The organism is Kribbella sp. NPDC026596 (assembly GCF_040638415.1).
Taxonomy (GTDB): domain Bacteria; phylum Actinomycetota; class Actinomycetes; order Propionibacteriales; family Kribbellaceae; genus Kribbella.
Map to the genome: position 1 here is coordinate 169,073 of NZ_JBEZYF010000006.1, position 12,714 is coordinate 181,786.

At 69.2% G+C, this 12,714-nt stretch carries 18 protein-coding genes; 7 read left to right on the forward strand and 11 right to left on the reverse strand.

All coding sequences use genetic code 11. From position 1 onward, the window contains the following. The first annotated feature begins 81 nt into the window (after positions 1–81). Positions 82–750 carry a FadR/GntR family transcriptional regulator gene (locus tag AB0E63_RS07235; RefSeq protein WP_360362748.1) on the forward strand — a complete coding sequence of 223 codons (669 nt, stop codon included), beginning with the start codon at positions 82–84 and terminating at the stop codon, positions 748–750. Here the strand turns inward: AB0E63_RS07235 and AB0E63_RS07240 are convergent. Genes AB0E63_RS07240 through glpX form a run of 3 tightly spaced genes read right to left on the reverse strand, consistent with a single transcriptional unit; the run spans position 747 to position 3,204 of the window. Then, positions 747–1,223 (reverse strand): hypothetical protein, encoded by a 477-nt coding sequence (locus AB0E63_RS07240; RefSeq protein ID WP_360362750.1) that lies wholly within the window; start codon positions 1,221–1,223, stop codon positions 747–749. The genes AB0E63_RS07235 and AB0E63_RS07240 overlap by 4 nt on opposite strands. Next, positions 1,220–2,173: a carbohydrate kinase gene (locus AB0E63_RS07245; RefSeq protein WP_360362752.1), complete on the reverse strand. Its 954-nt coding sequence runs from the start codon at positions 2,171–2,173 to the stop codon at positions 1,220–1,222. The genes AB0E63_RS07240 and AB0E63_RS07245 overlap by 4 nt, the downstream gene beginning before the upstream one ends. Further along, positions 2,170–3,204 carry a class II fructose-bisphosphatase gene (gene glpX / locus AB0E63_RS07250; protein ID WP_360362754.1) on the reverse strand — a complete coding sequence of 345 codons (1,035 nt, stop codon included), beginning with the start codon at positions 3,202–3,204 and terminating at the stop codon, positions 2,170–2,172. Before glpX ends, AB0E63_RS07245 begins: the two co-directional genes overlap by 4 nt. Positions 3,205–3,273: 69 nt before the next feature. Between glpX and AB0E63_RS07255 the strand changes: the two genes are divergently transcribed. Both AB0E63_RS07255 and AB0E63_RS07260 read left to right on the forward strand, forming a co-directional pair. Beyond that, positions 3,274–3,921, forward strand: a complete 648-nt coding sequence (locus AB0E63_RS07255) for a DUF4245 domain-containing protein (protein WP_360362756.1) — start codon at positions 3,274–3,276, stop codon at positions 3,919–3,921. A 189-nt stretch (positions 3,922–4,110) separates the two neighbouring features. After that, positions 4,111–4,800: a nucleotidyltransferase family protein gene (locus AB0E63_RS07260; RefSeq protein ID WP_360362758.1), complete on the forward strand. Its 690-nt coding sequence runs from the start codon at positions 4,111–4,113 to the stop codon at positions 4,798–4,800. 319 nt (positions 4,801–5,119) lie between these two features. Here AB0E63_RS07260 and AB0E63_RS07265 read toward each other — a convergent pair whose 3' ends face one another. After that, complete coding sequence (locus AB0E63_RS07265) at positions 5,120–5,440, reverse strand: multidrug efflux SMR transporter (RefSeq protein WP_360362760.1); 321 nt, start codon at positions 5,438–5,440, stop codon at positions 5,120–5,122. Beyond that, positions 5,440–6,039, reverse strand: coding sequence for a flavodoxin family protein (locus AB0E63_RS07270; RefSeq protein WP_360362762.1), 600 nt, complete (start codon positions 6,037–6,039; stop codon positions 5,440–5,442). Before AB0E63_RS07270 ends, AB0E63_RS07265 begins: the two co-directional genes overlap by 1 nt. A gap of 40 nt (positions 6,040–6,079) precedes the next feature. On the opposite strand from AB0E63_RS07270, the gene AB0E63_RS07275 reads away from it, so the two are divergent. Next, positions 6,080–6,706: a TetR/AcrR family transcriptional regulator gene (locus AB0E63_RS07275; protein WP_360362764.1), complete on the forward strand. Its 627-nt coding sequence runs from the start codon at positions 6,080–6,082 to the stop codon at positions 6,704–6,706. On the opposite strand, the gene AB0E63_RS07280 is transcribed toward AB0E63_RS07275, so the two are convergent. After that, entirely contained in the window at positions 6,703–6,918 is a 216-nt protein-coding gene (locus AB0E63_RS07280) for an exodeoxyribonuclease VII small subunit (protein ID WP_132208222.1), read from the reverse strand. The two genes, AB0E63_RS07275 and AB0E63_RS07280, sit on opposite strands and share 4 nt — an antisense overlap. Next, positions 6,915–8,135: an exodeoxyribonuclease VII large subunit gene (gene xseA, locus AB0E63_RS07285; protein ID WP_360362766.1), complete on the reverse strand. Its 1,221-nt coding sequence runs from the start codon at positions 8,133–8,135 to the stop codon at positions 6,915–6,917. The genes AB0E63_RS07280 and xseA overlap by 4 nt, the downstream gene beginning before the upstream one ends. 186 nt (positions 8,136–8,321) lie before the next feature. Here xseA and AB0E63_RS07290 point away from each other — a divergent pair, with 186 nt between their 5' ends. Then, a complete protein-coding gene (locus tag AB0E63_RS07290) occupies positions 8,322–8,513 on the forward strand; it encodes a hypothetical protein (protein WP_360362768.1) in 192 nt (63 codons plus the stop codon). Positions 8,514–8,634: 121 nt separating this feature from the next. Next, a complete protein-coding gene (locus AB0E63_RS07295) occupies positions 8,635–9,675 on the forward strand; it encodes a 4-hydroxy-3-methylbut-2-enyl diphosphate reductase (protein ID WP_360362770.1) in 1,041 nt (346 codons plus the stop codon). Here AB0E63_RS07295 and AB0E63_RS07300 read toward each other — a convergent pair. Beyond that, complete coding sequence (locus AB0E63_RS07300) at positions 9,668–10,063, reverse strand: helix-turn-helix domain-containing protein (protein WP_360362772.1); 396 nt, start codon at positions 10,061–10,063, stop codon at positions 9,668–9,670. The two genes, AB0E63_RS07295 and AB0E63_RS07300, sit on opposite strands and share 8 nt — an antisense overlap. Before the next feature lie 81 nt (positions 10,064–10,144). Between AB0E63_RS07300 and AB0E63_RS07305 the strand changes: the two genes are divergently transcribed. Further along, the gene (locus AB0E63_RS07305) at positions 10,145–10,753 is read left to right on the forward strand and encodes an NAD(P)H-binding protein (RefSeq protein ID WP_360362774.1); all 609 of its coding nucleotides are present in this window, start codon (positions 10,145–10,147) and stop codon (positions 10,751–10,753) included. Here AB0E63_RS07305 and AB0E63_RS07310 read toward each other — a convergent pair. From AB0E63_RS07310 to AB0E63_RS07320, 3 genes are read right to left on the reverse strand one after another with little or no spacing between them, the layout of a single operon-like run. Continuing rightward, complete coding sequence (locus AB0E63_RS07310; protein WP_360362776.1) at positions 10,737–11,858, reverse strand: aromatic ring-hydroxylating dioxygenase subunit alpha; 1,122 nt, start codon at positions 11,856–11,858, stop codon at positions 10,737–10,739. The genes AB0E63_RS07305 and AB0E63_RS07310 overlap by 17 nt on opposite strands. 33 nt (positions 11,859–11,891) lie before the next feature. After that, the gene (locus AB0E63_RS07315; RefSeq protein WP_360362778.1) at positions 11,892–12,341 is read right to left on the reverse strand and encodes an SRPBCC domain-containing protein; all 450 of its coding nucleotides are present in this window, start codon (positions 12,339–12,341) and stop codon (positions 11,892–11,894) included. Then, positions 12,338–12,676: a metalloregulator ArsR/SmtB family transcription factor gene (locus tag AB0E63_RS07320; RefSeq protein WP_360362780.1), complete on the reverse strand. Its 339-nt coding sequence runs from the start codon at positions 12,674–12,676 to the stop codon at positions 12,338–12,340. Before AB0E63_RS07320 ends, AB0E63_RS07315 begins: the two co-directional genes overlap by 4 nt. Between the last annotated feature and the right edge of the window lie 38 nt (positions 12,677–12,714).

Below are 12,714 nucleotides of genomic sequence, written 5' to 3' on the forward strand. Positions count from 1 at the left end.
GTTCGAGGACATGGCAGCCACGCTAACCCGAAACCAACTCCTCAGACAAGCTGAGAACTTTGAGCCACTAGACTGACCCGCATGATTCGCCGTCACCCGCTCGCCGAACAGGCCGCCGAGGAGTTGCTCCGCCGGATCGGCGGCGGCGAGTGGGGGCTCGGCCAGAAGCTCCCCGGCGAGACGACCCTGGCCGCGCAACTGGGCGTCGGCCGGTCGACCATCCGCGAGGCGGTCCGTGAGCTGGCCGGTCGCCGGGTGCTCGAAAGCCGGCAGGGCGCCGGGGTGTTCGTGATCGCGCAGCAGGCCGCCGAGGACTGGGACAAAGTACTGCGGAAGGCCGACATCACCGATGTTCTGGAAGGCCGGCTCGCGATCGAGACCGAGGCGGCCCGGCTCGCCGCCGAGCGCCGTACGCCGGCTGACCTGAAGACCTTCCGCTACACGCTGGCCGACCGGAAGAAGGCGTCCGAGAAGTCACCGGACGACTGGTACGTCGAGGCGGACCTGGCCTTTCACCGGGCCGTGGTGATGGCCGCGCACAACGCCGTACTGGCTGAGCTGTTCGACACGTTCGTACCGCGGATCCGGCGGGCGATGATCGACATGCTGAAGCTCGACGACCAGCATCGGCACCGCCACGATCAGGCCGCCCACGAGGCGATCGCCGACGCGATCCGTGCTCGCGACCCCGAGCTGGCGGCGGCTCGCTCACGCGAACACCTCAGCGCGGTCCGGAGCAGCGTGTCCTAGGACCTGTGCTGGTCGAGCAGGGCGCGCAGCCAGGGAGTCAGGGCGGCCAGATCTTCGACGTTGTCCTGGGAGATGGTGATCGGGCGGGTACGCCGATCTGTCGGCCGGACCTGGACAGCCCGGATCCCCGGTAGCCCGGCTGGGTCGTCGATGCTGGTGATCCCGGACCACCGCAGGCTCCGGCCGCGAGTGATGCCGTCGGCATCGATCCTGACGACCGGGCGCTGGGCGACCAGCTGCCAGACCGTCAGCCCGGTGCCGTAGACGAACGCGGCCAGCGCCGTCAGCCGCAGTACGCCGAGCGCGCCCGACACATCGTCCGCCCGGAAATGGTCGACATTCGTCCACGCGGACAGCACCATCAGCAGGCCGAACCCGGCCAGCCGAAGCACGAGCCGTCCCCGGCGCGGCAGGAACACCACACTGCCTTTGGACTCCAGCTCGGAAGTCCAAGCCTCGGCAGACACCGTCATGAACCCCACTTTGCCGCGTGCTCGGCGGCGGTGGGCGGGTCGGCGCCGTGTCGCGTGCAGGTGATCGCGGCAGCCTTCACCGCGTAGTCCACGACCGCTCGCAGGTCCTCGGGGGTCAGCCCGGCCAACCGAGTCGCGCCGAGCAGACCGCGAGCCTGCAGTCCGGCGATCAATGCGGCCATCAACGAGTCGCCCGCGCCGACGGTGTCAACCACCTCGATCGCCGGGGCCGGCACCTCGAGGCGGTGGTCCCGGGTGACCCCGAGCGCGCCGTCGCCGCCGAGGGTGATCACCACGCACTTGGTCCGCTCGGCAGTCAGCAATTCGGCCGCTATGTCGTCCGGCGTACGCCCGGGCTGCAGGAACGCGCAGTCCTCGTCGCTCAGCTTCACCAGGTCGGACCATTCGGCCAGCTCCCGGACAGCGGCCCACGTCGACACCGGATCCGGAGTGATCGCCGGCCGGGCGTTGGGGTCGAAGGTCACGGTGACCGGCTGCCCGGCGACCGCCTTCAGGAACTCGCGGATCGCCGTCGCCCCGGGCTCGAGCATGGTCGCGATCGAGCCGGTGTGGATCGCCGGGCACCCGCGCGTCAGTGAGAGCGCCGGTGGGTCCCACGTCATGTCGAACTGGTACGACGCGACCCCGGCCGCATCGAGTGTCGCCGTCGCAGTGCTGGTCCGGAAACCCGGGTCGACGGCGCCGGGCGCGAGCTGCACCCCGTTCCCGAACAGGTGCGCTCCGAGCATGTCGCCGTACGCATCGGTCCCGAACCGCGCCACCAACTCGGTCGGTACGCCGAGCCGCGCGAGCCCCACCGCGACATTGGCAGCAAACCCGCCGGGCACCGCGCTCGGCTTCCCATTCCCGTTGCCGTTCCGCGGCGTCCGCGGCGCCGGACCGACGATGTCCACGAGAGCCTCGCCAATGACGAGGACAGGTGCGCTCATCGGGCGTGCTCGAAGTCGATGGCCGAGTACGCGCGGAGCTTCTCCAGTTGGTGGACGCTCTCGATGCTGCGGATTGTGCCGCTGCGGGATCGCATCACCAGTGAGTGGGTCCGGGCGGTGGATCGGCCGTACCGCACGCCGCGGAGCAGTTCTCCGTCGGTGATTCCGGTTGCGACGAAGAAGCAGTCGTCACCGCTGACCAGGTCGTCGGTGCTGAGCACGCGGTCGAGGTCATGGCCGGCGTCGATCGCCTTCTGCCGCTCCTCGTCGTCACGCGGCCAGAGCCGGCCCTGGATCAGGCCGCCCAGGCACTTCATCGCGCAGGCGGCGATGATTCCCTCGGGCGTACCGCCGATGCCGAGCAGCATGTCCAGACCGGTGTCCGGCCGAGCCGCCTCGACCGCACCGGCCACGTCCCCGTCGCTGATGAACTTGATCCGCGCGCCGGTGGCCCGGACCTGCTGGGCGAGGTCCTCGTGCCGCGGCCGGTCGAGTACGACGACCGTCACGTCATCGACCGTCGATCCCTTCGCCTTCGCGACCCGGCGGATGTTCTCGGCGACCGGGAGCCGGATGTCGACCACGTCGGCCGCCTCCGGACCGACCACGAGCTTCTCCATGTAGAACACCGCGGACGGGTCGTACATCGAGTTCCGCGCGGAGACCGCCATCACCGCGATGCCGTTGTTCATGCCCTTGGCGACGAGCGTCGTACCGTCGACCGGGTCGACCGCGACGTCGCACGCCGGTCCGTCGCCGGAGCCGACCTGCTCGCCGTTGTAGAGCATCGGGGCGTTGTCCTTCTCGCCCTCGCCGATCACCACCACGCCGTTCATCCCGACCGTGCCGATCAGCGTCCGCATCGCGTTCACCGCCGCGCCGTCGGCGCCGTTCTTGTCGCCACGACCGACCCAGCGGCCCGCCGCCATCGCCGCGGCCTCGGTGACCCGGACCAGTTCGAGGGCGAGGTTGCGGTCAGGCGCGTGCGCGTCGACCTCCAGATGGGCAGGTGGCGTGGTCGGGTCGCTCATGCCACCGGATCGTAGCCAACTGGTGTGGGCGCTGTTCGGGCGCATTGGGGGTCGCGAGACACTGGTGGCATGAGTTCGACAGGTCAGGGCCCTTCCAACGACGGCGCTCCCGCGGCGACGGAAGATCCGCGGGCGGTTGCGGCTGCCCGGGAGAAGGCGCGGGCGCGGGCCGAGGCGATCGCTTACCGGGAGCAGAACCGGAAGGATCGGGCGAAGGCGCGCACGCTGCCGAATATGGTCTGGGCGCTGGTGGCCTGTTTCATCGTGGTCGCGTTCCTGATGATCGTCACGTGGCGGCCAAAGGCAGAAAAGGTCAACGCGGTCGAGTACTCCGCTCAACTGGAGGACGCCCGCAAGGTCGCCCCATGGGTCCGCGGCCCGGAGCCGATGCCGACCGGTTGGACCGCGACCAGCGTGGAATTCCGCGCCCCGGAGCAGCGGCCCATGACGTGGCACCTCGGCATCGTGACGACCGAGAAGAAATACGTCGGTCTCGAGCAGTCCAATGTCACCGGCGGACAATTCCAGTCCGACAAGATGGGGCGGACCAGCGACGACGGGACCAGCACGGTCAGCGGAGTGACCTGGCAGCGCAAGGTTCTGCTCGACCGCAAGGAGGAGAACGCCTTGGTGCTGGTCGGTTCCGGAGTCACCACGATCGTCACCGGAAATGCCGGATATCCCGCGCTCGAAGCGTTTGCTTCGACATTGCGTTAAACGGTCGTTGCGGACTGTCACCCGTCGTACTGCCCAGAATTCCGGGGGTTACTGACCACGTTCCGGACGGTCGTTGACACATGTATCCGGTGCGAGGTTCCATCGATTCTTCGGCTTGTACACGCTCGGGGAAAAGCGCGAAGGAGCCCTCACGTGGTTGCGCCATCTCCGGGCGGGAGCTGATCTGCCATGTTCGTCACCGGGCTTCTGCTGGGCGCCGACAGTTCACCACACCTCGGTGTGCCCTGGCAGTTGCTGGCTTACCACGGCGAAACCCTGCTCGGCGCGACTCTTGACGTCGCGCGGGAATGCTCCTTCGACCAGCTGATCGTCACCCTGGGCAGCGCGTCGGAGCAGATCCATGATCGCGTCGACTTCGACGGTGCCCGGGTGGTCGAGTCACCGCACGCGGATACCGGCAGTTCGTCGATTGTGCCTGCGCTGGACGCGGTCGATCGCCGCACGGACGGCATCGTCGTACTGCTCGGCGACCAGCCCGGCGTCACCTCGGCCACCGTCTGGTCCCTGGTGGCTGAGGTCGCCGGACCGGCCACCCCGATCGGGGTCAGCCGGTACGACGACGGCCACGGACATCCGTGCTGGTTCGGCAAGGAGCTGTTCGGCGAACTGCGGCAGTTGCGCAACGACGCCGACCTCTGGGAGCTCATCGAGGGCGGCCGCTACCCGCTCACCCAGGTCGATGCCATCGGCAACGTTCCGCCCCGGGCCGGCACCTGGGACGACTACCGCCGCCTGGTCTCCGGCTACACCCCCGCCGCCGGCGCCTTCACCCCCGGCGCCTTCGAAGGCCCACCCGTCGACACCCACCCCGTCCCCCTCCCCACCCGCTCCCGCCCCCGCCGCCGAACCGCCCACTGACCCAAACCCGCGGACCCCCACTGACCCAACCTCGCGGACCGCCAGGCCATCACAATCACGCGCTCCAAGCCCCCCGCAGGCGGCGCACGGCTCTCGCCGGCCGATTGCGATGGCCTGGAGGTCCGCAACCACGCCCGGGCCGGACGGTGGCCTGGAGGTCCGCGGTCTCGGGGCGGACCGGACGTCGGCCTGGAGGTCCGCGGCCTCGGGCTGGGGCGGACGCCGGCCACTCACCAACCCGGCTGCTCGGCTGAGGTTCAGGCGTGCGCACGCCTGCGGGGTGGGGTGTGGGTGGGGTTGGTGAGTGGTGGGGTCCGCGTCAGTCGGCGCCGGCCAGGCGGAGGCCTACGACGCCGGTGACGATCAGGGCTATGCAGGCCAGGCGGGCCGGGGTGATGGGCTCGCCGAAGAGGACGATGCCGAGTGTCACCACCCCGACCGAGCCGAGGCCGGTCCAGATCGCGTACGCCGTGCCGACCGGGAGCCGGTCCAGCGTCTTGGCCAGCAGAACGACCGAGATGACCCCGAACACGAGCACGCCGACGGTCGGCCACAGCCGGCTGAACCCCTCACTCGGTTTCAGGCTGAGAGCGAACGCGATCTCGAACGCCGCGGCCGCGAGCAGCACCAGCCACGTCATCAGGCCGCCATGGCTCCGCGCAGATGCCGCTGGGTGACGGTCGCAACCCGGGCGCCGAGGGCAGCCGCGGTCCGCAGGTCCGTTTCCGGCGGCGCCTTCTCGGCGGACAGATCGGCGTCGGACTGCGCCATCGCGCCGAGCCAGCTGCCGAGCCGGTTGAGGTCCTCGATGCTCGCTGTGCTCTCCGCCCAGCCGGGGTAGAGGTCCAGCCCGACCCAGATCATCCCGTGCTGCGCGGCGAACACAGCGAGGTCGACCAAGCTGTTCAGCTTGTCGCCGGACATCGCCTTGGAGTTGGTGAACCCCGCGGCGATCTTGTCCCGCCAGGCGAGGTCGGCGGCCCACACCCGCACGCTCTCCTCCGCGAACTTCTTGAACACCGCGCTCGGACTGCCCATGTACGTCGGTGCGCCGAAAACGATCGCGTCCGCGGCGGTGAGCCGGTCCCAGACGTCCTCGGTCAACTCGTCGAGCGGGACAAGCTCGACCACGGTGCCCGGCACGGACTCGGCACCGGCGGCGACCGCCTCGGCCTGCTTGGCGGTGTGGCCGTACCCGGAGTGGAACGCGACCGCGATCCGGGCGGGGGTAGTGCTCATGTGCTTCCTCCAAAGTCGTTAGCGGACTACAGTCCGTCTTATGAACGACAGTACCGGACCGCAGTCCGCTTCACAACGGGGTCTGCCGGTCGTCGGCGAACCACGCCCGGAACGCGCCGACGCCCGGCGTAACCGGCTGCGGGTGCTGGAGGCGGCCGACCGGCTGTTCACCGAGCACGGCGTGAAGAACGTGTCGCTGGACTCGATCGCCGCGGCGGCGGGCGTGGGTAAAGGCACGGTGTTCCGCCGCTTCGGCGACCGGGCCGGCCTCGCGGTCGCCCTGCTCGACGAGCGCGAACAGGAATTGCAGGCGAAGATCCTGAGCGGCCCGCCGCCGCTCGGCCCGGGCGCCCCGCCGGTCATCCGGGTGATGGCTTTTCTGGATGCCTATCTGGATCTACTCGATCGGCATGTCGAGCTGTTCATGGACAGCGAGAACGCCTCGGACGGCGCCCGCTACCGCATCGGGTCGTACCACCTCTGGCACCGGCACTTAGCGATGCTGATCGAGGGCGCCAACTCGGATCTCGATGCCGACTACACCGCCCACATCCTGCTGGCACCCTTGGCCGCCGACCTGCACCACGCGCTCCGCACCCAAGGCTTCGACCTCGCCCGGATGAAGTCCGGCCTGCAAGCAGTCGTCACCAACCTGCTGGGACCCTAGTTCGGCTTCTCCTCGTGGGCGGCCTGGGCTTTGGCGAGGCGTTCGCGGGCGCCATCCAGCCAGCGCTGGCAGGTGGCGGCCAGTTCCTCACCGCGTTCCCACAGCGCGAGGGACTCCTCGAGGCTGGTGCCGCCGGCCTCGAGTTTGCGGACCACCTCGACGAGCTCCTCGCGGGCCTGCTCGTAGGAAATCTCCGGTCGGTCGCCGCTCACGTGTTCTCCTCGGACTTGACTTCGACCGCGAAACGGCCGTCACTGACCCGCGCCTGCAGCAGGTCGCCGGGCGCCACCTGCGCCACTTCCCGTACGGCGGTCCCGTCGGCCAGCTGGAGCACGGAGTACCCCCGCTCCAGCGTCGCCTTCGGGGACAGCGCCCGTACGCTCGCCAACCGGTGCGTGATGTCGTCACTCGCACGGTCCAGGCGATGCGTCAGCGTCCGCCGACTCCGCTCGATCAGGGCCGCGACCTCCTCGGATCGCCGCTGCAGACCAGTCACTGGAGCCGCGAGTGCGGGCCGGCTCCGGATCGCGGCCAGCGCGTGCATTTCCCGATCCAGCCACGAGGTGATCGCCCGCTGCCCGCGCTCCCGCAGCAGGCGGACTCCGTCGAGCTCCTCGCGCACATCCGGCACGATCCGCTTCGCCGCATCCGTCGGCGTCGACGCGCGCAGGTCCGCGACCAGGTCGAGCAGGGGTGAATCCGGCTCGTGCCCGATCGCGCTCACGATCGGCGTCTTCGCCTGCGAGACCGCCCGGATCAGCCCTTCGTCGGAGAACGGCAGCAGATCCTCGAGTGAGCCGCCGCCGCGCGCGATCACGATCACCTCGACCGTGTAGTCCCCGTCGAGCTTCCGCAGCGCCGTCATCACGTCACCGGCCGCCGCCGGCCCCTGCACCGACGCGTACTCGACCCGGAACGCGACCGCCGGCCACCGCCGCTTCGCGTTCTCCAGTACGTCGCGTTCGGCCGCGGAATCGCGTCCGCAGATCAGCCCGATCGTGTGCGGCAGGAACGGCAGCTTCTGCTTGCGGTACGACGCGAACAGTCCCTCGGCCGCGAGTAGTTGCTTCAGCCGCTCGATCCGGGCCAGCAGCTCACCGATGCCGACGTGCCGGATCTCGCTCACCGCGAGGGCGAGCGTGCCGCGCCGGGCGAAGAAGTTCGGCTTCGCGTTCACGACGACCCGGGATCCGTCGGTCACGGGCGGATCCACCGCCTCGAACACGCGCCGGTTGCAGGTGAACCGCAACGAGATGTCCGCGTCCGTGTCCCGCAGCGTCCCGAACACCGTCGTCGTACCGCGCCCGATCGAGACGTCCGTCAGCTGGCCCTCGACCCACACGGCGCCGAGCTGGTTGATCCAGCTGGCGATCCCGTTCGCAATCGTGCGAACGGCCGCAGGCGCATCCGGTGAGGTCTCCAAAGCCACCCCCAGACCCTACGACCCGCCACCGACAAACCCATAACGTTGAGTGATGCGACCGCTCCTCCTCCTCGACTTCGACGGCCCGCTGAACCCCCACCGCGCCACTGAAATCCCGCCTGGATACGTCTGGCCGTCGAGGGGAGGCCAGTACTACGTGGCTCGTGGAAGACGCCGTACGTCGCGAGCTGGGTGGGGGACCGTCCGTTCGTCTGGGTCGACGACGAAGTGGGTGAGCCCGAGCGGATCTTCTTCGCCGGCGAGCATCAGTTGGTCCATCAGGTCGACGCGCAAACCGGGCTCACGGCAACCGACTTCGCGGCGATCCGCGCCTGGGCAGATGGAAAACCCTTTGCCGGTAAGGCTTTCCGGCCGCAGAATTGACGTACTGGTAACACCTCCCACGGGGGAGCCGTCCGGACAGGGCGGACGGCTCCTCGACGCCTTCCCGTGATGCTGCTCACAGATCCGGTCGACGCGGGCGTCCTCAGCCACGGCCCGTACCATGGGGACCGTGACTGCCCAGCCCGAAGACACCGGTACGACGACCGCCGTGAGGACCAAGCGGGTGCTGCTCGCCGCGCCACGGGGGTACTGCGCCGGCGTGGACCGGGCGGTCGTGGCGGTCGAGAAGGCGCTCGACCTCTACGGGCCGCCGGTCTACGTGCGCAAGGAGATCGTGCACAACAAGCACGTCGTGCAGACCCTGCAGTCGCGCGGCGCGATCTTCGTCGACGAGACGGACGAGGTGCCCGAGGGGCAGACGGTGATCTTCTCCGCGCACGGCGTCGCCCCGGTGGTCCACCAGGAGGCCGCCGCGCGGCAACTGAAGACGATCGACGCGACCTGCCCCCTGGTCACCAAGGTGCACCACGAGGCGAAGCGGTTCGCCGCCACCGACTACGACATCCTGCTGATCGGTCATGAGGGCCACGAGGAGGTCATCGGGACCAGCGGCGAGGCGCCGGAGCACATCCACCTCGTCGACGGACCGCGCGACGTGCCGAACGTGGTGGTTCGCGACCCCGAGAAGGTCGTCTGGCTGTCGCAGACCACCCTGTCCGTCGACGAGACGATGGAGACGGTACGGCGGTTGCGCGAGCGGTTCCCGAAGTTGCAGGACCCGCCGAGTGACGACATCTGCTACGCGACCCAGAACCGCCAGGCCGCGGTCAAGAAGCTGGCCCCCGAGGCCGACCTGATGATCGTGGTCGGCTCCCGCAACTCCTCGAACTCGGTGCGCCTGGTCGAGGTCGCCGTCGAGCACGGCGCGAAGGCCGGCTACCTGGTCGACTACGCGGCCGAGATCGACGAGTCCTGGCTGAACGGCGTCGACTCCGTCGGCGTCACCAGCGGTGCGAGCGTGCCGGAGATCCTGGTCCGCGACGTGCTCGACTGGCTGGCCGAGCGTGGGTACGCCGACGTCCAGGAGGTCACCACGGCCGAGGAGAGCCTGACGTTCGCCCTGCCTCGTGAGCTCCGCAGTGACCTCAAGGCCGCCGGCCTCCCCACCACCGGCACCTCAGATCACGCCTGGACTATTTGACCGTCACCGCGGACGTGTTTGTGGTGGAGGCGTCGTACTGCGCCTGGGCCTCGGTGATGGCGGGCAGGTGCTCCTCGGCCCAGTCGCTGACGGCGGTGATCGGCTTGATCAGGGACTCGCCCACCGGGGTCAGGGCGTAGACGACGCGCGGCGGCACCTCGGCGAAGACCTCCCGGGTGACCAGGCCGTCGCGCTCCAGTCGGCGCAGCGTCTGGGTCAGCACCTTGGGCGCCACCCGGCCGATCCCGTCGCGGAGCTCGGTGAACCGCAGCGGGCCGTTCCGCAGCAGCAGGACGGCGAGGACGGTCCACTTGTCGCCGATCCGGTCGAGGATGACGCGGGTCGGGCAGTTCGGGTCGAAGACGTTGCCTCGCTCATTGGTTACCACAAGGTACTTATAGCACGTTGAAGTAGCCAGTTACCAATGGATACCGTTGGCCGCGATGTCAGCCAATCGAGAGGAACGGTCATGAGGATCGCGGTCTACGGAGCGAGTGGCATGGTGGGCAGCCGGATCGCCGCTGAGGCGGTCAGTCGCGGCCACGAGGTCGCCGGTATCACCCGCTCCGGCGGTGAACTACCGGCCGGCGTCCGGGCGGCGCAGGGGAGTGCCAACGACGTCGCGTCGGTGAAGGAGGCCGCGGCGGACGCGGACGTACTGGTCGCCGCGATCGGCCCGAGCCGGACCGGCGGTGACCACCAGGACTACCTCGACGCCATCGACAACCTGGTCGCGGCAGTGCGCGGTACGGCGACCCGGGTGCTCGTGGTCGGCGGCGCCGGCAGCTTGGTTGTCAACGGCAACCGAGTCGTCGACGGACCGGAGTTCCCGGCCGAGTACAAGGCGGAGTCGCTGACTGTCTCGCAGGCACTGGAGAACCTCCGGGCCGCTGACGCCGACTGGAGCATGCTGTCCCCGGCGTTCGTCATCGCGCCGGGCGAGCGCACCGGCACCTTCCGCCTCGGCCTCGACGAGCCCGTCGGCGACCACATCTCCGCCGAGGACTTCGCCGTCGCCCTGGTCGACGAGATCGAGCAGCCCGCACACCAGCGCCGCCGCTTCACCCTTGGCTACTGAGCGGCTTGCCGAGATACCCGCGGGCGATCATCGTCACCCATTGGTAGACGGCGTCCTCCGCGGGTGCGAGTGGGCCGGGGCGGAAGTGCGGTGATTCCGCGCCACGCTGGACGGACTCGCACGCGGCCCAGTCCTCCCGATTCGTCACGTCCCAGAAGTCGACGGCGTACGACGGATCCGTTACCTCGGCGGGGAAATACCACGAGCATTCGATGGCGGTCAGCCCCGGCGCGCGTGGCTCCAGGCGATGCGTCATCACGTAGTCCGGGTGCAGCGAGAGCAGCAGGTTAGGGAAGAGTCCGAGGTAGTTCACCCGTCGCGGATCCACGCCTGGCAACGGGACCCCGCGCGACCGCCCGTCGAGCGACATCGTCTCGGCCTCCGGGCGGAGGTCCATCAGTCCACCGACCCACGCGCCGGGGAGATTCCAGTTGTCGCCCGAGTTCGGCGGTGACACCTTGCACAGCTCGGGGTGGATCGACGGGCAGTGGTAGCACTCCTGGTAGTTCTCGACGATCGTCTTCCAGTTCGACGCCACGTCGTACGCGTGCCGCGCCTTCAGGACCAGGGTTTCCGGCGCGTACGGCGCGACCAGGTCGGTGAGCCCACCCACGTGCTCCTCGAACGACGACGCCGTACCGGTCGCGTTCACGAACATCCAGCCGTGCCATACCTCCGAGGGCAACTCGACCAGGTTGTACGGCGAGGGGTCGAAGCTGTCGCCCATCCGGGGTGCTGCCTTCACGGCGCCGTCGAGTTCGTACGACCACCCGTGATACGGACAGACCACGGCCCGCCGATCGCTGGTCTCGTCGCGCTGGAGCAGTTCGTGACCGCGATGCCGGCAGGTGTTGGCGAACGCGCGTGGTCGGTCGCCGAACGTCAGCACCACCGCGATGTCGCCGATGGTCGTCGCGCGATGCGTCGTACCGGCGGCCAACTCGTCGGCCCGGCCGAGGCAGGTCCAGGTTCCGGCGAAGAACTGCCGTCGTTCCCACGCGAGTACGGCGGGATCGGTGTAAGCCTCGCGCGGCAGCATGACCGACTCACCATGCGGCCGCAGTGGGGCCTCGAGAGCGCGAGCATCAACGGGAGCGTTCGCCATCTGCCCACTATCGGCTGTGTACGGCGTGCCCCGCTACTGCAACGAGGAGACGTACTGGCCGAGGACGTAGTCCCAGCCGGTGTCGTAGCCGGCCCGGGCGCGGGCCGCATCCGGTCGGCGCTCCCACCCGGAGTGCACCAATTCGACCTCGGTTCCGGCGTCCGACGGGGTGAAGGAGACCGTCACCTGTCCCGCCTGCTGTGGATCGCTGCCCGGGTGCCAGGTGAAGCTCACCGCCTTCGGCGGATCCCAGTCCGACACCGTCCCCCACGTTGCGATTTCGCCGTCGTCGCCGTACTCGACGATCCGCCCACCCACGGCACCCTCGAGCCGCACCGCGCGGGCTTGGACCTCGCCCACCGAGTGTGAAGGCAGCGGCCACCAGGCTGACATCTCGGCGGTGAACACCTCGAACGCCCGATCCACAGCCACCGGCACGACAATCTTCTTCACCAGCGGCGCAATCCCTTGCTCCACAGTCATCCCCGCTCCTCCTCGGTCCGTTCGATGTGGTCGGCGTACGCCTGCAGTGCGTCACCCCAGAACTTGTCCAGCCAGTCCCGGAGCTCGTCGAGCCCGGCGCGATGAATCCGGTAGATGTTCCGCGTCCCACGTGATTCGTGGCGCACCAGTCCGACCGCCCCCAGTACTTTCAGGTGCTGCGAGATCGCCGGCCGGCTGACGGGCACCTGCTCGGCCAGCACACTGACCGAACAGGGCCCACCCCGCCGCAAAGTCTCCAGAATCACCCGCCGCGTCGGATCGCCCAGCGCATCCAGCACCGGGCCTGCGGTCTCCAGTGATTCGTAAGTCCCCACGAACGGTAAGTTGCCACTAACCAAGGCTGGAGTCAAGC